The sequence below is a fragment of the Agathobaculum hominis genome (assembly GCF_014288055.1).
Lineage (GTDB): Bacteria > Bacillota > Clostridia > Oscillospirales > Butyricicoccaceae > Agathobaculum > Agathobaculum hominis.
Genome location: NZ_JACOPK010000004.1, coordinates 37,093 through 56,596 on the forward strand (window position 1 = coordinate 37,093; position 19,504 = coordinate 56,596).

General features: G+C 56.5%; 19 protein-coding genes. 13 read left to right on the plus strand and 6 right to left on the minus strand.

From position 1 onward, the window contains the following. Nucleotides 1–17: 17 nt before the first annotated feature. Nucleotides 18–1,214, minus strand: coding sequence for a M24 family metallopeptidase (locus tag H8S02_RS05125; RefSeq protein ID WP_186969607.1), 1,197 nt, complete (start codon nucleotides 1,212–1,214; stop codon nucleotides 18–20). Between the two features lie 172 nt (nucleotides 1,215–1,386). On the opposite strand from H8S02_RS05125, the gene cls reads away from it, so the two are divergent. Together cls and H8S02_RS05135 are read left to right on the plus strand one after the other, a co-directional pair. Further along, nucleotides 1,387–2,913: a cardiolipin synthase gene (cls, locus tag H8S02_RS05130; RefSeq protein ID WP_186969608.1), complete on the plus strand. Its 1,527-nt coding sequence runs from the start codon at nucleotides 1,387–1,389 to the stop codon at nucleotides 2,911–2,913. 70 nt (nucleotides 2,914–2,983) lie between these two features. After that, entirely contained in the window at nucleotides 2,984–3,223 is a 240-nt protein-coding gene (locus H8S02_RS05135) for a hypothetical protein (RefSeq protein ID WP_186969609.1), read from the plus strand. Nucleotides 3,224–3,305: 82 nt separating this feature from the next. Here the strand turns inward: H8S02_RS05135 and H8S02_RS05140 are convergent, their stop codons facing one another. Both H8S02_RS05140 and H8S02_RS05145 read right to left on the minus strand, forming a co-directional pair. Then, a complete protein-coding gene (locus H8S02_RS05140; RefSeq protein WP_186969610.1) occupies nucleotides 3,306–3,635 on the minus strand; it encodes a hypothetical protein in 330 nt (109 codons plus the stop codon). Then, nucleotides 3,622–3,972, minus strand: a complete 351-nt coding sequence (locus H8S02_RS05145) for a PadR family transcriptional regulator (RefSeq protein ID WP_186969611.1) — start codon at nucleotides 3,970–3,972, stop codon at nucleotides 3,622–3,624. The genes H8S02_RS05140 and H8S02_RS05145 overlap by 14 nt, the downstream gene beginning before the upstream one ends. 161 nt (nucleotides 3,973–4,133) lie before the next feature. Between H8S02_RS05145 and H8S02_RS05150 the strand changes: the two genes are divergently transcribed. After that, entirely contained in the window at nucleotides 4,134–4,625 is a 492-nt protein-coding gene (locus H8S02_RS05150) for a COG2426 family protein (protein ID WP_243166419.1), read from the plus strand. 45 nt (nucleotides 4,626–4,670) lie between these two features. On the opposite strand, the gene H8S02_RS05155 is transcribed toward H8S02_RS05150, so the two are convergent. Together H8S02_RS05155 and H8S02_RS05160 are read right to left on the minus strand one after the other, a co-directional pair. Then, complete coding sequence (locus H8S02_RS05155; RefSeq protein ID WP_186969613.1) at nucleotides 4,671–5,435, minus strand: DUF134 domain-containing protein; 765 nt, start codon at nucleotides 5,433–5,435, stop codon at nucleotides 4,671–4,673. Between the two features lie 146 nt (nucleotides 5,436–5,581). Further along, nucleotides 5,582–6,763, minus strand: a complete 1,182-nt coding sequence (locus tag H8S02_RS05160) for an MFS transporter (RefSeq protein WP_186969614.1) — start codon at nucleotides 6,761–6,763, stop codon at nucleotides 5,582–5,584. A gap of 92 nt (nucleotides 6,764–6,855) precedes the next feature. Between H8S02_RS05160 and H8S02_RS12680 the strand changes: the two genes are divergently transcribed. Beyond that, nucleotides 6,856–6,978, plus strand: a complete 123-nt coding sequence (locus H8S02_RS12680) for a hypothetical protein (RefSeq protein WP_279287268.1) — start codon at nucleotides 6,856–6,858, stop codon at nucleotides 6,976–6,978. Between the two features lie 79 nt (nucleotides 6,979–7,057). Here H8S02_RS12680 and H8S02_RS05165 read toward each other — a convergent pair whose 3' ends face one another. Next, a complete protein-coding gene (locus H8S02_RS05165; protein ID WP_118722322.1) occupies nucleotides 7,058–8,497 on the minus strand; it encodes a nicotinate phosphoribosyltransferase in 1,440 nt (479 codons plus the stop codon). 495 nt (nucleotides 8,498–8,992) lie between these two features. On the opposite strand from H8S02_RS05165, the gene H8S02_RS05175 reads away from it, so the two are divergent. The 9 genes from H8S02_RS05175 (at nucleotide 8,993) to H8S02_RS05215 (ending at nucleotide 19,411) form a co-directional block, all read left to right on the plus strand. Beyond that, complete coding sequence (locus tag H8S02_RS05175) at nucleotides 8,993–10,246, plus strand: argininosuccinate synthase (RefSeq protein ID WP_118722324.1); 1,254 nt, start codon at nucleotides 8,993–8,995, stop codon at nucleotides 10,244–10,246. 72 nt (nucleotides 10,247–10,318) lie between these two features. Beyond that, complete coding sequence (gene argH, locus H8S02_RS05180; RefSeq protein ID WP_186969616.1) at nucleotides 10,319–11,710, plus strand: argininosuccinate lyase; 1,392 nt, start codon at nucleotides 10,319–10,321, stop codon at nucleotides 11,708–11,710. 2 nt (nucleotides 11,711–11,712) lie between these two features. Continuing rightward, nucleotides 11,713–12,636 carry an N-acetyl-gamma-glutamyl-phosphate reductase gene (gene argC / locus H8S02_RS05185; protein ID WP_186969617.1) on the plus strand — a complete coding sequence of 308 codons (924 nt, stop codon included), beginning with the start codon at nucleotides 11,713–11,715 and terminating at the stop codon, nucleotides 12,634–12,636. A gap of 17 nt (nucleotides 12,637–12,653) precedes the next feature. Beyond that, on the plus strand, nucleotides 12,654–13,862 hold the full coding sequence (argJ, locus tag H8S02_RS05190; RefSeq protein WP_186969618.1) for a bifunctional ornithine acetyltransferase/N-acetylglutamate synthase: 1,209 nt from the start codon (nucleotides 12,654–12,656) through the stop codon (nucleotides 13,860–13,862). A 217-nt stretch (nucleotides 13,863–14,079) separates the two neighbouring features. Continuing rightward, nucleotides 14,080–14,976, plus strand: coding sequence for an acetylglutamate kinase (argB, locus tag H8S02_RS05195; RefSeq protein WP_243166420.1), 897 nt, complete (start codon nucleotides 14,080–14,082; stop codon nucleotides 14,974–14,976). A 62-nt stretch (nucleotides 14,977–15,038) separates the two neighbouring features. Further along, complete coding sequence (locus tag H8S02_RS05200; protein ID WP_186969619.1) at nucleotides 15,039–16,220, plus strand: aspartate aminotransferase family protein; 1,182 nt, start codon at nucleotides 15,039–15,041, stop codon at nucleotides 16,218–16,220. 62 nt (nucleotides 16,221–16,282) lie between these two features. Next, nucleotides 16,283–17,197 carry an ornithine carbamoyltransferase gene (argF, locus tag H8S02_RS05205; RefSeq protein ID WP_186969620.1) on the plus strand — a complete coding sequence of 305 codons (915 nt, stop codon included), beginning with the start codon at nucleotides 16,283–16,285 and terminating at the stop codon, nucleotides 17,195–17,197. A gap of 150 nt (nucleotides 17,198–17,347) precedes the next feature. Further along, nucleotides 17,348–18,112, plus strand: coding sequence for a tRNA threonylcarbamoyladenosine dehydratase (locus H8S02_RS05210; RefSeq protein ID WP_186969621.1), 765 nt, complete (start codon nucleotides 17,348–17,350; stop codon nucleotides 18,110–18,112). Nucleotides 18,113–18,487: 375 nt separating this feature from the next. Continuing rightward, entirely contained in the window at nucleotides 18,488–19,411 is a 924-nt protein-coding gene (locus H8S02_RS05215; RefSeq protein ID WP_186969622.1) for an FUSC family protein, read from the plus strand. The last annotated feature ends 93 nt before the right edge of the window (nucleotides 19,412–19,504 follow it).

Here is a 19,504-nt window from a genome sequence, read left to right on the forward strand (position 1 = left end):
GTCTTGTTGTATTTGTATCAGTAATTGATTTCGAGACCGGTCTCGCAGTCTCCGGTAAGTGATTTTGCGGCGCTGTCTTCCGTAACTTCATAGGTGTTTTCCGTGCCGATGAGGCCAATGCCTTCGAGCGCGATTTTCGGCTCGACCGCAAACGTCATGCCGGGTACGACCGGATCGTTAAAGCCCTTGGCAAGAACCGGCGCCTCGTCCATCGTCAGACCGATGGAATGACCGAGAAATTTGCAGGAATTCATAAAGCCGTCGCGGAATGCCGGGTCAACAGCGGCGAGGATCTTTTCGTAAATCTCAGCCGGAACCGCACCCGGACGCAGCAGCTCAGCGGTCATCTTCTCGAGTGCAATGCACTGCTCGTGTGCGGCACGGATCAGATCCGCCTTCGGATTTTCGTCAAGGTCGCCGAAATAGAACGTGATGCTCTTGTCGGTGTGATACCCGCGCCAGCCGCATGGAATGTCGAGCAGCACGGTATCGCCTCCGCGAAGCAGGCGCTCGGTCGAACCGATGGACTTCATGGCGATGCAGGTGCCGACCGTGCCGGAGGGGCTGTCGAGCGCCGTTGGCATCAGGCCGTTCTCACTGTAGCTTGCAAGGCCGAGCACATCCTCGGCCGCCGGCTGATTGAAACGGGAGATACCCATCGCGCCGTGGTCGAGCATGGAGGTGCAGATCTCAGAACACAGACGAGCTTCGCTCAGGCCGGGGCGCAGGAGAGCCGGTGCAACGGTTTCGAGAACCTTTGCGTGGATTTTGCCGGCGTGCCTCATGCACTCCAACTCGTAGGCGCTCTTGACGGTGCGCAGACCGCCCAGAATACTGTCGATGGAGGCAGGAGCGAAAGGAAGATACTTCTGGAGCATGGCGAGCTTTTGCAGCGTTATCGTCCGCGTCGCGACGTAAACCGTTTCGGGGATATGAGGAAAGGCGGATGCAATGCCGCGGAAGCTGCCGAGCGGACGGATGTCGGCGAAGCTGGAGTCGCGCACGGCGCATTCATAGGAATGGCGCACGAAAAGGGCCGCCTCATCGGGCGTGATGACGAGCGCGCCCTCCTGCATTGTGCCGGTAAAATAATACAGGTCGATCTTGCTGTCGAGCAGGATCATTCCCCAGTCGGGGTGGGCGGCAGACATCGCGCGGCGCAGGTTTTCCAGACGCGCGGCGAGCTCGGCCGCAGGAACAGCGGTATGTGGCATGGTTATCCCTCCGTTTTTTTATTATAGCTCCTTCATCATACCACAGCTGTACCGCAAAAGTCGAGAGGGCAGCGCAGCTTTTTTGCGCATCCGGCTGCGTTCGATTGACTTTTTTTCGCTGCTGCGGTATCATGATATATAAAGAAAAATGCCCGCAGGGAAAGGAGTCGTTATGCGCAGATTTTTCGGCCGGATACTTGGTGACCGGCGCGTTGCTGGCGGATTGTTTTTGATTTTGGAGCTGATCGCCGTGATGTGGGGCGTGGGCTGGATGAGCGAGCGATGGCCGTCGGTCACGCCGGCGCTCACCATTCTCAGCTTTGTCATCGTGGTCTGGCTCGTCCGCAAGTACGACAATCCGACCTATAAGATTACATGGATTATCATTATCCTGCTGTTTCCGCTGTTCGGCGGCCTGTTTTACCTGTTCTGGGGTAATACGCCTTTCAACCGCGCGCGCACACAGCATCAGTATGAGCCAAATCCGCCGGATTTCACCGATTACATGCGCAAGCCTGCAACGGAGGAGCTTTCGCAGCTGCATCCGCGTCATGCGGCCCGCACGCGCTATATCGACAGTCTGTGCGGCATGCCGGCCTGGACGAACACGGAGGCGCATTACTTCCGCGCCGGCGAGGATATGTTTGCTTCGATGTGCGAGGAGCTGGAAAAGGCGGAGCGGTTCATCTTTCTCGAATACTTCATCATTGAAGAAGGCAGGATGTGGAACACGATTCTCGATATTCTGGCGCGAAAGGCAAAGGAAGGTTTGGATGTCCGCATCATTTACGATGATGTCGGGTCGATCGCGACGCTGCCGCAGCACTATGACCGCTATCTCGTGTCGCTCGGCATCCGTGCGGTCCGTTTCAACCGCTTTATTCCGACGCTCAATACCTATCTGAACTATCGAAATCACCGCAAAATGATGATCATAGACGGCAATGTGGGGTATATGGGCGGCATCAACCTTGCCGATGAATATATCAACGAAAAGGTACGCTTCGGCTACTGGAAGGATACCGGCATCCTGCTGCGCGGTGATGGCACGGCGAACATGACTTCGCTGTTCCTTCAGATGTGGGAGTATGTGACGGGCGAGAAGATTACCGCGTTCGAAAACTATCTGCCGACGGTCAAGCTGCCGCAGGACGGCTGGGTGCAGCCGTTCGCCGACTCGCCGCTCGACGATCTCAACATCGGTGAGTCCACCTATCTTCAGATCATTCACAACGCGCGAAAGTATGTCTACATCACGACGCCGTATCTTGTGCTCGACAACGAGATGATCACGGCACTGACGATCGCGGCGCAGTCGGGTGTTGACGTCCGCATCCTGACGCCGGGCATCCCGGATAAAAAGCTGGTCTATATGATCACGCGGTCGTATTATCAGCAGCTGCACCGTGCAGGCGTGAAAATCTATGAATACCGCCCCGGCTTCCTGCACGCGAAGAGTATCGTCTCGGACGACGATACGGCGGTGGTCGGCACGATCAATATGGATTTCCGCTCGTTCTTCCTGCACTTTGAGTGTGCGACCTGCTTCTACAACAGCTCGGTCGTAGCGTCGGTCAAGCAGGATATCCTCGAAACGATCAATGTCAGCCGCCGAATTGACGACGCATGGCTGCGGCGCGTTCCGTGGCTGCGGTCGATCGCCGCAAGCGTGCTGCGCCTGTTCGCGCCACTGCTGTAAGCAGCTGATTTTGAAAGATGAAAATCGTGGGGGATAAAGCGAACAGATCGAAAGTTGTGGAGGTCTATGTATGAAGAAAATAATTGCAGGAACAGGATTTGAACTTACAGGAACATTGATGGTGCTATGTACTTCTTTGATGGCAAGCATGAATATGGAAAATACAACAGAGTGGAATACGGAATTGGGCAGATATTGGCAAACAGTATCTGATATGAGTTTATTCCCTGTGCTGATAACAGGAATTATTTTATTGGTAACAGGCATTGCATTTTCTTTATGGGGTGTTTTTTCAAAAGAAGATAAATAAACGCTGTTCCAGTTCGATAGACCGTGCATCTCAAAAAGGCACCGCCTCATTTTTCGTGAAGCGGTGCCTTTTTGATACATTTTTACGTGCGCAGACCGAGATGCAGCAGCAGATAAAGGATGCAGGCTGCGATGGCGGCCCAGATGAGGCTGGTCATCAGAGTCAGAAACAGGCCGCGGAGCGGAAAACGGGTGCGGCGGAGCAGCAGTCCGAGCGAATGCGCGTCTCCCATGGCGCTGATGGCACGTTCGATGGCCTGCCCGCGCGGGCAGCCGGTGCTGCGTTCGAGAAGCTCCGCACGCGAGAGAATATGGTCAGCCAGCTCGCGGCGCACGCGGCGGCGGTAGGGCGGCCAGAACAGCGGACCGCAGACCTCGTCGAGAAAAGCGGCAAGGCGTTCATCTTCGTGCACAGGTCTCACCTCCTGCGGCCAGACTGCTGCATTTGCGGCGGTAATGCTCCCATTCGCGGCGGCACCGCGCAAGCGTCTTTGTCCCCTGACGGGTGAGACGGTACCAGCGGCGCGGTCGGCCGCCGTTCATGCGCTCGCGCGAGCGGATGTCGCCGCGCTCCTCTAGCCGGTGCAGCAGGGGGTACAGGTCGCCCTCATGCCCGGCAAAGGTGCGGTCGCACTGGCGCTCGAGTATCGTTATGATCTCGTGCCCGGCGCGTTCTCCGTCGGCAAGTATGCCCAGCACGAGCAGTACATTGCATGACGCCCAGCAGGCGTCGTTCCCCCGGTCGGACATCGTTCTCACCTCCGCATATGACTTGCTATACACAGTATACCCGAAGTACGGCGATGCGTCAAACTGTTGATAAAATTCACACAAAATTTATAGGAGCGCCCTTGCGTTTTCTGCGCTCAAAGGGTAAAATAAAAGTAATATTTCGAAAAAGGAGTAGAAGATTGTTTTCTGCATTATTTGACTGGCTGCTCGGCGCGGGGCGCGAGGCGGCCGTTTTTATCATTTCCATGGTGCCGCTCGTAGAGCTGCGCGGCGCAGTACCGCTCGGCGCGGCCGCCGGAATCCCGTGGACGACGCTTTTTCCTCTGGCCATCCTCGGCAATATGCTCCCCATTCCGCTGCTGCTCGTGTTCGGGGAAAAGCTGATGGAATGGGCAGAAACCCTGCCGCCGCTGCGTAAATTTGCTGCTGCGTACAAGAAAAAACTGCTGAGCAAAAGCGGCGAGGTCACAAAATACGCCCGTCTCGGACTGTATCTCTTCGTTGCTGTTCCGCTTCCGGGAACCGGCGCGTGGTCGGGTGCGCTGATCGCAACGCTGCTGAAAATGCCCAAAACGCGCGCGCTGCTGTCTATTTTCTGCGGCGTCATCACGGCGGGCATCATTATGCTGATCGCGTCTCACGGCGTGCTCGGTGTGGTAAAGATGATATAAACAAACGCAAAAGGCACTCTCATTCATCTGAGAGTGCCTTTTGCGTTAGTGCTTTCCGCAGCCGTGTTCGCCGCAGGTGTGATGGCCGCTGCCGTGTTCGTGCTCGTGATGGGTGCAATGGACGTTCGGATTGAAGGTCAGCTGACCGGCTGCAAGCGCTGCCGCAGCTTCGTCTGCGCTGCCCGAAACACCGCCGTACAGTCGAATGCCCGCCTGCGCAAGCGCAGTCTGTGCGCCGCCGCCGATGCCGCCGCAGATCAGCGCGTCGACCTGATGCGCGGTCAGGAAGCCTGCAAGGGCACCGTGGCCGCTGCCGTTCGTGTCGACTACCTCGCTGTGCCTGATCTCGCCGTTCTCCACATCGTACAGCTTGAACTGCTCGGTATGGCCGAAATGCTGAAAGATGGTTCCGTTCTCGTAGGTAACTGCAATTCTCATGATATGTTCTCCTTTTTCTGTAATCTGCTGCGGGGACTGTGCCGCGTTTCTGCGGCAGCGGTGGCAGCAGAGCGGTCCTGTGCCGTCGCACAGGCGGTAGCGTCCGCCTGCGATCACGAGCGTCTTGCCGCCGATCAGGCTGTCTGCAATCTTTGTCCGCGCAGATTCGTAGATTTCGGTCACTGTTGTCCGCGAAATATCCATCTGCGCGGCGCATTGCTCGTGGGTGCATTTCATCAGGTCGATCAGCCGCACGGCTTCGTATTCATCCACGGTCAGCGTGATGCTTCCCGGCGAAGGGATACCTTCGGGTACAAAGCGGTCGAACTCCGGCACGGTGCAGATGCGCCGCCATCGGCAGGGTCTTGCCATTGCTGTCACTCCGTTTCCGACATATGTCGATAATTATTATAACACACAGGATGGGTTCGTTCAACCCACAATGAAATTTATGAACGGAGAGAAACGAAAATCCCGATGCAGATCAGCTCTGCACCGGGATCGAGAAGAGAGAGATTTTAGCGTTTTTTCAGGTAGCGCATGTTGCACAGAGCGGAAACGACGAGCATCGCCGCCGCGATGAGCAGCAGAGCAAAGCCGATGCGGATACCGCCGTGGTTTGCGGCAACGCCGATCGCTGCCGGGGCAGCCGCAGCGCCCAGACCGTTCAGCGTAACATAAATGCCCATCGAGGCCGGATAGCGCGAGAACAGGTCGCCGGCATTCGAGACCGTCGTGCCATACATGCCGGACATACACAGGCCGAGTCCGATGGTAGCGACGATCAGTACCGGAAGGCTGGTGCCGAGGACGAGCAGGACGAGGAAGGCTGCGATGCCGAAGCACATGACGGTGATCATCTGCCACGGGCGGAACCTTGCCGCGATCACGCTGCACGAGAAACGGCCGACAAGCAGCGAGATCCAGAGCAGCGAAGTAACGATCTGCGCCGCGCCCGCTGCAAGCACGCCGGAGTCGATGTAGAACGTAGTCAGCCAGCCCATCATGGATGCTTCGACCGCTTCGTAGAAAAAGCAGAGCGCGGTGGTCAGCCAGAACAGACGCTCGCGGAAAAATCCGTAATCGGTGGCGGATTTCTGCGTGCTTTCCGCAGGCTTTTCCTCATCCATTTTCATAAACAGGCCGAACACAAGGCCGAAGGTGAGCAGAACGACTGCGATTTCGAGCGCCAGACGCCAGCCGTTTTCACCGCCGAGCTTCTGGCAGGCGAGTACCGCGAGCGGCGCAACGCACGCGCCGAATGCAAACGCAGCATGCAGCATATTGAGCGGCGTTGCACTGCCGTTTGCGTATTCGCTCATGACGCGGTTGTTGTAGTCGGTAATGCCGCCCTTGGAGATGCCGGTCAGGAACATGGCTGCCAGAAGCCAGAGCGGCGAGCCGCCGGTCAGGAGCATGACAAAGCCGACAGCGAACAGATAATACAGAATGAGATAAGCCCGCTTGAGTCCCCATTTTACGGCGAGAATGCCGGACAGCAGGCCGATGCCGAGATAGCCGACAGACTGGGAGGAGATCAGTGTTCCGCCGAGCTGGTAGTCGAGCCCGTAGGCGGCGCGGAGATCGGGAAGGACGGAGCCGAGCATGATCGAGCCGAGGCCGTGTGCGAAATAAACGAGAAACAGCTCAGCGACAACAAAACGCTTGTTGCGGCTGATAGATGATAAAAATGCCTTCATAGTGTTTACCCCTTCTGGTTTGCGAAAATGAAGCATTGAGGAAATGCGAAACAGCATTCTCTTGCTTGCAGAGAACATTATAGCAGGATAAAATGCGGTTTTCCAGCACAATCTTGCGAATTCGTGCAGAAAAAACGGAAGAAAAACCGGTGAAAACTGCCATCCGTCAGGCTGCGGAGCTAGAAAAAATGCGCGGCCGCCTGCGCGGTTTATAAAATCTTGCGCTCGCGTATTTGAGCACAGAAAAACAGCGGACCGTGGAAGGTCCGCTGTCATGTGTACGTTTGAATATAATCAGATGCGGCAGGATTCGAGCAGCTCGTTCTTGCAGGTCCAGAGCTTTTTGGACAGGTCGACAAAGTAGGTCTGCGGATTCTCGAAGCGCTTGATCTGATCCCAGAGCGTGTCCACCTCGCGCATGCAGTAGTCGCGGATCTCGGTGATCGAGGGCGACTGATAGATGCATTCACCGTTCTTGAAGATCTGCTGGCGCAGCGGACGGACGGTGTAGTCGGTAACGACGCGCTGCTTCCATGTGTGGATCGGGTGGAAGAGAACATAGGGGAGAGCCGGATCGATGACCTCGTCATGAATGGTCAGAACGTCGCCCAGCGCCTTGCCGGTCTTGTTGTCGAACAGACGGTAGACCTGCTTGAAGTGCGGCGTGGTGATCTTCTCAACATTTTCGGAGACCTTGATCTTCGGAATGATCTCGCCGTCCTCGTTTTCAACGGCTGCAAGCTTGTAAACGCCGCCGAATACCGGCTCGGACTTGGAGGTGATCAGACGCTCGCCGATGCCGAACGAGTCAATCTGCGCGCCCTGTACGATGAGGTCGCGTACCAGATATTCATCGAGCGAGTTGGAGGCCATGATCTGCATATCGGAGAAGCCTGCGTCGTTGAGCATCTTGCGCGCCTCGACCGAGAGATAAGCGATATCGCCCGAGTCCAGACGGATGCCCTTGGCGCGGATGCCCTTTTCAGCAAGCTCCTTTGCCACGCGGATGGCGTTCGGAACACCGGATTTGAGTACATTATAGGTATCGACGAGGAATACGCAGTTGTCCGGATAGATCTCGGCATAGGCCTTGAAGGCCTCGTACTCGCTGTCGAACATCTGCACCCAGGAATGCGCCATCGTGCCGCCGGCCGGGATGCCGTGGTCGCGGTCGGCCAGAACGCAGGCAGTACCCTGACAGCCGCCGATGAAGGTTGCGCGCGCACCGTAGATCGCGCCGTCATAGCCCTGTGCACGGCGGGAGCCGAACTCGAGCACGGTGCGGCCCTGCGCGGCGCGGGTGATGCGGTTCGCCTTGGTGGCGATCAGCGTCTGGTGGTTGACGGTCAGCAGAACCATGGTCTCAACGAACTGCGCCTGAATCATCGGGCCTGCAACGGTGACGAGCGGCTCGCCCGGGAATACCGGCGTGCCCTCGGGGACAGCCCAGACGTCGCATTCGAACTTGAAGTCGCGCAGATAGTTGAGAAACGCCTCGGAGAAGCATTTGCGGCGGCGGAGGTATGCGATGTCCTCCTCGGTGAAGCGGAGATTTTTGAAGTAGGAGATCAGCTGCTCGACACCGGCCATGATGGCATAGCCGCCGCCGTCCGGAACGCGGCGGAAGAACATATCAAAGTATGCGCGGCGGTTGCCCATACCCTTTTCAAAATAGCCATTTGCCATCGTGAACTCGTAGAAGTCGGTCAGCATGGTAAGATTTCTTTCGGTCATTGCGATAAACGCCCCTTTGCGTGAGAAAAAGACACGCGGTAAATTCATAGCCTGTGCACTGTCTTGACACACAGTATTAAACATATAATAGTACGTTTTATGGAAAAGTGCAAGCATTTCTTTCGTTGGAGAGAGTTAAATTTTCGGCGGAGCGGGGGAGACAGACGGGCATCAGAAAGGTACAGACATGCTCTGACGGCCCGAGGAAAACAGGCGGGCAGCGAATGATACTGTGAAGGAATGCCTGTTTTATGCGGACAAATGATAGGACAAAATCTATCGGCGCCGTGCAAAAAACAAAAGAAAAGCAGAAAAGATACCTATTTAATATAATGGGAATAATGGTGAGAAGCAGCGCGGGCAGACGAGGAACAGAAATGCACAAAGTGAATAAATATACATTACATAAAATAATTATAAATTTTTCTTGCCAAACGGGAAATGTGGTAGTATAATAAAACCATCGAAAAAACGATGAATGCGAGGTCAAACGATATGGAAAAGAAATATAACAAAGTTGTTCTGGCATATTCCGGCGGTCTGGATACTTCGGTACTGATCCCGTGGCTCAAGGAGCATTACGGCTGCGAGGTCATCGCGGTTTCCGGCAACGTCGGTCAGGGTACTGAGCTGGACGGTCTGGAGGAGAAGGCGCTCAAGACCGGCGCTTCCAAGCTGTACATCGAGGATCTGACCAAGGAATTTGTTGATGACTATATCATTCCGACCGTCAAGGCGGGCGCAACCTATGAGCAGTACCTGCTCGGCACTTCCTTCGCGCGCCCGATCATCGCAAAGCGCATCGTAGATATTGCTCTCAAGGAAGGCGCAGACGCGATCTGCCACGGCTGCACCGGCAAGGGCAACGATCAGGTTCGTTTCGAGCTGGCGATCCATGCATTCGCACCGCAGATGGACATTATCGCTCCGTGGCGTTTCTGGGAGCTGAACAGCCGCGAAAAGGAGATCGCGTACGCTGAGGCGCACAACATCCCGCTGAAGATCAACAAGGAGACCAACTACTCCAAGGATAAGAACCTGTGGCATCTGAGCCATGAGGGTCTGGATCTTGAGCTTCCGTCCAACGAGGCTCCGATCAACAAGCCGGGCTTCCTCGAACTGGGTGTTTCCCCGGAAATGGCTCCGGACAAGCCGACCTATGTTACCATCCACTTCGAGAAGGGCGTTCCGACCGCTGTGGACGGCGAGAAGTTGGACTCCGTTGCCCTCATCGAGAAGCTGAACAAGCTCGGCGGCGAGAACGGCATCGGCATCCTCGACATCGTCGAGAACCGTCTGGTCGGCATGAAGAGCCGCGGCGTTTATGAGACCCCGGGCGGCTCTATCCTGTACGCAGCACACGCAAAGCTCGAGGAGATCACCCTCGACAAGGAGACCTCGCACTACAAGACGCAGGTCGGCCTCAAGTTCGGCGAGCTGGTCTACAACGGCCAGTGGTATACGCCGCTGCGCAAGGCGCTGTCCGCATTCGTCGACTCCACGCAGGAGACCGTTACCGGCGACGTAAAGCTGAAGCTGTACAAGGGCAACATTATCCCGGCTTCCGTAACCTCTCCGTACAGCCTGTACTCCGAGGATATGGCTACCTTCAACGAGGATGACTGCTACGATCAGGCAGACTCCGCAGGCTTCATCAATCTGTTCGGCCTGCCGCTCAAGGTACGCGCGCTGAACGATCAGATGCTGTTCGCCAAGACCGGCGAGCACTTCCCGTCCGTTGATAAGTAAGTTAATTTAAGATCGTAGGGCGGCATGTCCGAAATGTGCCGCCCTACGGGTGTTTTGAGAGGTAACAGCACTATGGCAAAATTATGGGCAGGACGTTTCCAGAAGGAGACCGATCTTGTAGTAAACGACTTTAACTCGTCCATCCTGTTTGACTGCCGTCTGTACAAGGAGGACATCACCGGCTCAATCGCGCACGCGACCATGCTGGGCAGACAGGGCATCATCGAGGAGCACGAGGCCGAGAAGATCGTTGAGGGCCTCAAGGGCATCCTCAAGGATATCGAGGAAGGCAACGTAGAGTTCTCGCTCGATTACGAGGACATTCATATGAACGTCGAGCAGCTGCTCACCGAGCGCATCGGCGATACCGGCAAGCGTCTGCATACAGGCCGTTCGAGAAACGATCAGGTCGCGCTCGATATGCGTCTGTATGTCAAGAAGGAGATCAAGAAGATCATCGAGCTGATCCTCGGCTTCATGAAGGCGCTCACCAAGAAGAGCCGCGAGAATCTGGACGCTGTCATGCCGGGCTATACACATCTTCAGCGCGCGCAGCCGACGACGTTCGCACATTATATGATGGCATATGCCAATATGCTGAAGCGCGACATCACCCGTCTCCAGGACTGTTACGAGCGCATGGACGAGATGCCGCTCGGCTCGGGCGCGCTCGCTTCCACCACCTATCCGATCGACCGCGACTTCGTCCGTGAGCAGCTCGGCTTTTCGCGTCTGACCGACAACTCGCTCGACGGCGTTTCCGACCGCGACTACTGTGTTGAGCTGCTTTCTGCACTCTCTATTCTGATGATGCACCTGTCGCGTCTGTCCGAGGAGATCATCTCCTGGTGCTCGTGGGAGTTCAAGTTCGTTGAGCTTGACGACGCATACTCCACCGGCTCGTCCATCATGCCGCAGAAGAAAAACCCGGACGTCTGCGAGCTCATCCGCGGCAAGACCGGCCGCGTTTACGGCGCGCTGACCACCATGCTGACCGTTCTGAAGGGTCTGCCGCTTGCATACAACAAGGATATGCAGGAGGACAAGGAGGCTGTTTTCGGCGCGATCGACACGGTCAAGCAGTGCCTTGAGGTATTTACTCCGATGTTCGCGACCATGACGCTGCGCCGCGACAATATGCGCAAGGCGGCGTCGCGCGGCTTCATCAACGCGACCGACTGCGCGGACTACCTCACCAAGAAGGGTGTTCCGTTCCGCGATGCGTACAAGACGGTAGGCCGTCTGGTCAACCAGTGCATCAAGGCGGACGAGACCCTCGAGACCATGACCATGCGCGACTTTGCGGCGATCTCCAACAAGTTCGGTGACGATGTCTATGATGCACTCGACCTGCGTACCTGTGTTGCAGAGCGCAAGGTCATCGGCGGCCCGGCTCCGCAGGAGGTCACCCGCCAGATCGACAAGATCGAGAAATTCGTTGCCGATGTGGAGGACGAGTTGTAATTATGAGCAAACCGAAGATTTATATTGACGGCAAGGAGGGCACGACCGGCCTTCAGATCTACGAGCGTCTCGGCAAACGCGACGACGTAGAGCTGCTGCTCATCGACGAGGACAAGCGCAAGGATACCGAGGAGCGCCGAAAGTTTCTGAATGCGGCGGACATCGTGTTCCTGTGCCTGCCGGATGCCGCAGCGAAGGAAGCCGTCACGCTGATCGAAAACGACCATACCCGTGTGATCGACGCATCGACCGCACACCGCACCGACCCGGACTGGGATTACGGCTTTGCGGAGCTGTCCAAGGCGCACCGCGCCGCGATCGCCGGCTCCAAGCGCGTTGCCAACCCGGGCTGCCACGCGAGCGGCTTCATTTCCTCTGTTTATCCGCTCGTTGCACGCGGCGTTGTCCCGGAGGACTTTGCTTTTACCTGCTCGTCGCTCACCGGCTATTCGGGCGGCGGCAAAAAGATGATCGCGGAATATGAGGATGCCGAGCGCGACAGCCGTCACGACTCTGAGCGCATTTACGGCCTCAATCTGCATCACAAGCATCTGCCCGAGATGGAATACGTCTGCGGTCTGATGCACGCGCCGGTTTTCGTGCCCATCGTAGGCGATTTCTACAAGGGTATGGCGACGACGGTCATGCTGCCGGGTGTGGATGCGCACATCGTGCACGACACGCTCGCAGAGCACTACGCAAACCAGAATTTTGTGACGGTCGCGCCGACAGGCGGAGATGAAAACGTCATTTATGCAAATACGATGGCAGGCCGCGACAGCCTGCGACTGATCGTCTGCGGCCATGAGGAACAGACGATCGTCACCGCACTGTTCGACAATCTCGGAAAGGGTGCGTCGGGTGCTGCGGTGCAGAACATGAATATCATGCTCGGCCTGGAGGAAACGACGGGCCTGACGCTCTGAAACGGAGAAGAAGAACTATGAAGATCATTGACGGCGGCGTTTGCGCCGCAAAGGGTTTCAAGGCGGGCAGTGTGCGCTGCGGCATCAAGGCGAGCCGCACGAACGACGATACCGCGATCATTTTCAGCGAATGCGAGTGCAACGCTGCGGCGACCTACACGATGAACCGCGTAAAGGCGGCTCCGGTCTATGTTACCATGGAGCATCTGGAAAACGGCGTGGCTCGTGCGATCGTTGCAAACTCCGGCAATGCAAATGCCTGCGCCCCGGACGGCATGGAGAACGCGCGCCGCATGGCGAAGGCTGCGGCAGACTTCCTCGGCGTGGACGAGGAGGATGTTGCGGTAGCGTCCACCGGCGTTATCGGCCAGCGTATCAATATTGAGTGCATCGAGAAGCATCTGTCCGAAATCGTTCTTTCGGACGACGCTTCGGAACAGGCAAACCGTGCAATCATGACCACCGATACCCGCACCAAGACGGCGGCGGTCGAGTTCACGGTCGGCGGCAAGACCTGCCGTATCGGCGGCATCTGCAAGGGCAGCGGCATGATTCACCCGAACATGGGCACCATGCTGTCCTTCATCACGACTGACTGCGCGATCTCTCACGAAATGCTGACTGATGCACTTCAGGAGAACGTGAAAAAGACCTACAACCGTGTAACGGTTGACGGCGATACCTCGACCAATGATATGTGCGTCGTTCTGGCGAATGGTCTGGCAGGCAATGAACTGATCGACTGGCAGAACGAGGATTATCAGGCGTTCTGCAAGGCGCTGAACGAGATCAATACCCGTCTGGCGCGTCAGATCGCAGCGGACGGCGAGGGCGCGACCAAGCTCGTGACCTGCACGGTCAAGAATTCGCGCAGCGAGGAGACCGCCGAGCGTCTGGCAAAGGCGGTTGTCGGCTCGAATCTTGTCAAGGCTGCCATGTTCGGTGCGGACGCGAACTGGGGCCGCGTCCTGTGCGCAATGGGCTACTCCAAGGCGCCGTTCCGCCCGGAGTACGTTGATGTAGCGTTCGAGTCCGAAAACGGCTCGGTTGCTGTCTGCGAGAAGGGCGCAGCGCTGAATTTCGATGAGGAGCTTGCAAAGAAGGTTCTCACCGCAAACGAAGTCACCATTCAGATTGACGTTCACGAGGGTGAGCACGCTGCTACGGCCTGGGGCTGCGATCTGACGTATGATTATGTCAAGATCAACGGCGACTACCGTACCTGAGCGGCGATAAATCGCGTGATCCTTCGTCAGCAGCGCGCTTGCGTACATGTGTACGCGGCGTGCGCTTCTTCCTCGGCTGACACGATTTCTCTTGCTCAGGAGGCGGAGCGAGCTGCGCGAATGCAGACGAGGTTTCTCTTGCGCAGGGGACACAGAGCAGATTGCGTGAGTACGCATCTATCTGATAAAAACATATCCGAAAAAGGAACGAAAAAGCATGGATACTCCCATCACAGAACAGAAAACAGACAATATGGATGCGGAGCTGAGAGCCAACATTCTGGTCGAGGCTCTTCCGTATATCCAGGAATATTATGGTCAGACCGTTGTCGTCAAGTACGGCGGCAACGCGATGATAAATGACGAGCTGAAGGACGCGGTCATCCACGACCTCGTTCTGCTCAATCTGGTCGGCGTCAAGGTCGTTATCGTGCATGGCGGCGGTCCGGAGATCAATGACATGCTGACCAGGATCGGCAAGGAAAGCAAATTCGTCAACGGTCTGCGCTATACCGACCGTGAGACCATGGACATTGTGCAGATGGTGCTGTGCGGCAAGGTCAACAAGGATCTGGTCACCCTGCTTGAAAAGGCGGGCGGCCGCGGCATCGGTCTCGGCGGCATGGACGGCGGTCTGTTCCAGGCGAAGCGCCTGACCGACCGTTCGGGCACGGATTACGGCTATGTCGGCGATATTGTCGACGTTGATCCGGCTCCGGTCATCGACGTGCTCCAGCAGGGCTACATCCCGGTCGTTTCGACCGTTGCGCAGGGCATCGACGACGAGACCAACTACAACATCAATGCCGATACCGCAGCGAGCAAGCTTGCCGTTGCGCTCGGTGCGAAAAAACTCATCCTGCTGACCGACGTGCGCGGTCTGATGCTCGACGTCAACGATGAAAACAGCGTGCTGCATCGACTCAAGGTTTCTGAAGTGCCCAAGCTCGTGCGCGACGGCGTCATCAAGGGCGGCATGATCCCGAAGGTGGACTGCTGCGTTGAAGCGGTCCGCAAGAGCGTTGAGCGCGCGACCATTCTCGACGGCCGCGTCAAGCACTCCATCCTCATCGAGCTGCTTTCCGATGTCGGCGCAGGCACGATGTTTCAGTAATTCACAGCAATCAGTAGATTTATGCTGATTTCGCAGATTTTCCACGAAAAGGGCGAAAACCAATGACATATAACGAACTGAAAAACGAAGAAAATAAATATGTAATGAACACCTACGGCCGCTTCCCGATCGCGCTCGACCACGGCAAGGGCGCGACCCTGTGGGACGTAGAGGGCAAGAAGTACATCGACCTTGCCTCCGGCATCGGCGTCAACTGCATGGGCTACGACAACCAGATCCTTATCGACGCGATCACCCAGCAGGCGCACAAGATCATGCACGCCTCCAACCTGTTTACCACGGAACCGATGGTGCAGGTCGCGAAGAAGCTCGTCGAAAAAACCCACCTGAACGGCAAGGTATTCTTCGCTAACTCGGGTGCGGAGTCCAACGAGGGTGCGATCAAGCTTGCGCGCAAGTATTCTTTCGACAAGTACGGCGAGGGACGCTACAAGATCGTAACGCTCGTCAATTCCTTCCACGGCCGCACCGTAACCACGCTCAAGGCGACCGGCCAGGATCGTTTCCATAACTATTTCTTCCCGTTCACCGAGGGCTTTGACTACGCGGTCGCGAACGACATCGACGATGTTCGCCGCAAGGCCGACGATATGACCTGCGCGATCATGATGGAGCTTGTACAGGGCGAGGGCGGCGTGCTGCCGCTCGATCAGGAATTCGTCAAGCAGGTCGAGGCGCTCTGCCGCGAGAAGGATATGCTGCTCATCATCGACGAGGTACAGACCGGCATCGGCCGCACCGGCAGCCTGTTTGCGTTCCAGCAGTACGGCATCCGTCCGGATGTTGTCACCATGGCGAAGGGTCTCGGCGGCGGCGTTCCGATCGGCGCTGTGCTCGCGGCAGATACCTGCTGCAACGTTCTGACGCCGGGCACACACGCGACGACCTTCGGCGGCACGCCGCTTGTCTGTGCGTCCGCGAATGCAGTGCTCGATCATGTAGGCGACCCGAAGTTCCTGCATGAGGTCAAGGAGAAGGGCGAATATCTGAAGAACGGCATCCTTGCGCTCGGCAAGGACAGCATCCATGGCGTTCGCGGCATGGGTCTGATGCTCGGCATCATCGTGGACGAGGGCAAGCATTCCGCTTTTGCGAACAAGCTGATCGAAAACGGTGTTCTGGCGATCACCGCCGGCAAGAATGCGGTTCGCCTGCTGCCGCCGCTGATCATTTCCAAGGAGGAAATGGACGAAGCACTGGCAGTCATGGCAAAGGTATTTTAAGAAAACGCCGCACAATGAAAGCGCGGTATGGCCTTAACGGATTATAGAAAGGTGTTTTACCAATGAAGCATTTACTCAAGCTGCTCGACTGCTCCACCGAGGAGATCATCGGCCTGCTCGATCTGGCAGATCAGCTCAAATATGAACAGAAGCATAATATTTCCCATCGCCATCTGGAGGGCAAGAGCCTCGGCATGATCTTCCAGAAGTCCTCCACCCGTACCCGCGTTTCCTTCGAAACCGGCATGTATCAGCTCGGCGGTCAGGCGCTGTTCCTGTCCAACCGTGACCTTCAGATCGGCCGCGGCGAGCCGGTGCAGGATACCGCGCGCGTTCTGAGCCGCTATCTGGACGGCATCATGATCCGCACCTACGCACAGAAGGAGGTCGAGGATCTGGCGGAGTACGGCTCTATTCCGATCATCAATGGTCTGACCGATTTCTGCCATCCGTGTCAGGTTCTGGCGGACCTGATGACCATCCGCGAGAAGTTCGCTGTTCTTGAGGGCCTCAAGATGTGCTACATCGGCGACGGCAACAACATGGCAAATTCTCTGATCGTCGGCGGTCTCAAGACCGGCATGAAGGTATCTATCGCAACGCCGGTGGACTACCGTCCGGATGCTGAAGTCATGGCCTTCGCAGAGCCGAACCCGAACTTCTTTATCACCGACGACCCGATGAAGGCTGCGGAGAATGCAGACGTTGTCATCACTGACACCTGGGCATCCATGGGTCAGGAGGCGGAGAAGGAAGTCCGCATGAAGGCATTCCAGGGCTATCAGGTCAATGACGAGCTGCTCGCCGCCGCGAAGCCGGGCTGCATGGTGCAGCACTGCCTGCCGGCATACCGCGAGCAGGAGATCACCACCAAGGTGTTCGAGGAGCACGCAAGCGAGATCTTCGAGGAAGCGGAGAACCGCCTGCACGCACAGAAGGCTGTCATGGTCACTCTGATGGGCAGCATCGAAGAATAATCCGGGGCAACCCCAAGTGCCTGCAACGCGCAGAAAACGTTGCAGGCGCTTTTTTCTGTACGCCATTTGCAGAAATCCTATTGACATACTCTGAAAAGCTGTGTAAACTTATATCAGTATGTAAAAATGGAGAATAAGGAGCAGATAGACGTGTTAAACCAGTTTTCGAGAACAGAACTGCTGCTGGGTCATGAGGGCATGGAAAAGCTCAGCAAGGCTCGCGTAGCGGTATTCGGCATCGGCGGCGTCGGCGGCTATACGGTAGAGGCGCTCGCACGCAGCGGCGTCGGCACGCTCGACCTCATCGATGACGACAAGGTATGTCTGACGAACATCAATCGTCAGATCATCGCAACGCGCAAGACCGTCGGTCAGTACAAGGTGGACGTAGCCGAGGAGCGCGTGCACGACATCAATCCGGACGCAGTCGTGCATACCTATAAAATGTTTTATACCCCCGAAACGGCGTCGCAGTTCGATTTTACGCAGTATGATTACGTTGTCGACGCGATCGACACCGTGACCGGCAAGATCGAGCTGGTCGAGCAGGCAAACAGGGCCGGTACGCCCATCATCAGCTGCATGGGCGCCGGCAACAAGCTGAACGCTGCGGCGTTCGAGGTGAGCGACATCTACAAGACCTCGTTCTGTCCGCTCGCGCGTGTTATGCGCTACGAGCTGCGCCGCCGCGGCATCCGGAAGCTCAAGGTGGTCTATTCGCGCGAGCAGGCGATGACGCCGATCGACGATATGGCGACCAGCTGTCGCCAGAACTGCATCTGTCCGCCGGGTACGGCGCGCAAGTGCACCCAGAGACGTCAGGTTCCGGGCAGCACGGCCTTTGTGCCTGCCGCAGCGGGACTGATCGCTGCCGGCGAGGTCGTCAAGGATCTCACGGGCGTGAGAAACGATTGATACAGGACGGCCGGCGCTATTCAGCCGGCCGTTTTTTTGCAGTTGACTCTATAACGGTTATAGAGCTTATAATGGGATACGGAGGAGGTACAGCCGTCCCGAATGATCAGACAAAACCAGCTCAGACGAACGGAGTTTACCCTGTGAAACGTGATTTCACCACATCTGCTCGCATGGTCTGGAAACCGCAGGATTTTCGCGCGAGATCACGCTGGTCGACCAGGGTTTCACTGACGATCTTTCACAGCACGTCACCGAGGTCAGCATTCCTGTGCGAGGCATAAAATGACTGGAAAGCCGCCCTCGGATATGCTATACTGTTTTCTGTATAAAAAAACAGGAGAGCGTATTCTCCTGCAAAGGGCGGTAAAAAGAATGCAGTTTTTCAAAAAAATACGAATCGGTCAGCGTGCAGTCAAGACTGCGCTTTCGGTCGGGATCGCGCTTGCGGTTGCGCAGATTTTAGGTTCCAGTCTGCCGATTTTTGCGGCGATCGGTGCGATTTCGGTTATGAGCCGCACATGGAGCGACTCGCTGAAGGAAAGTCTGACGCAGGTTGCCGGTACATTTCTCGGTTACCTGATCGCATGCGCTTTTGTACTCTGGCTGCCGTGGCGGCCGCAGTTCTTTCTGTGGATGGCAGTCGGCACGCTCTGCGTCATCACACTCTGTATCGCGCTGCGGCTGAATTTTGCCATTCCGCTCGCGAGCATTGTGTTCGCGGATGTCTGTCTGTACACGGGCGGAGACGCCGTGGTCTACGGCTTTCATCGATTCACAGATACGATGGTCGGTCTTGCGGTTGCGCTCGTGGTCAACATTGTGATCCGGCCGTATAACAACCGGCAGAAAATTCTGGATATGATGCACGAGCTGCAAAAGCAGTTTCTCCCGCTTCTGGAGGCGCGTGTGATCGCGCACCGCTACCCGGATCTTGCGCCGCTGCGCAACAAAATGGCGAAGCTGGACGATGAACTGCGTATTTTTGAAAAACAGCCGGTCGCGCTTTTTCACCATACCGTGCGTGTTTCTGCGCGGCGGCAGGAAGCTGCTTATCTGCGCGGCTGTCAGCAGCTGCTCGATAAAATGGGCGGCGAGCTCGCGGCGCTGTGCAACATGGATTCCAGTCCGGTTCCGGACGATAAAATGCTTGCACGCCTGAAGGAGCACGGTATCGCCGTGCCCGAAGACCTCGAAAAGTATGGATATTGCAGCGAAGTCGACACAGCGGTCATGAATTTCCATGTCGGCAATCTGCTGGATGCCTACGATTACCTGAGTATACTGCATCATGGATAAGGGAAATCAGGGTTCGCGCAGATGCCGAGCGTGACTTTTGGACAAATAAAAAACAGCAGCAAAAAACGGCGCTGCCTCCGAGAAGTGTTCCCG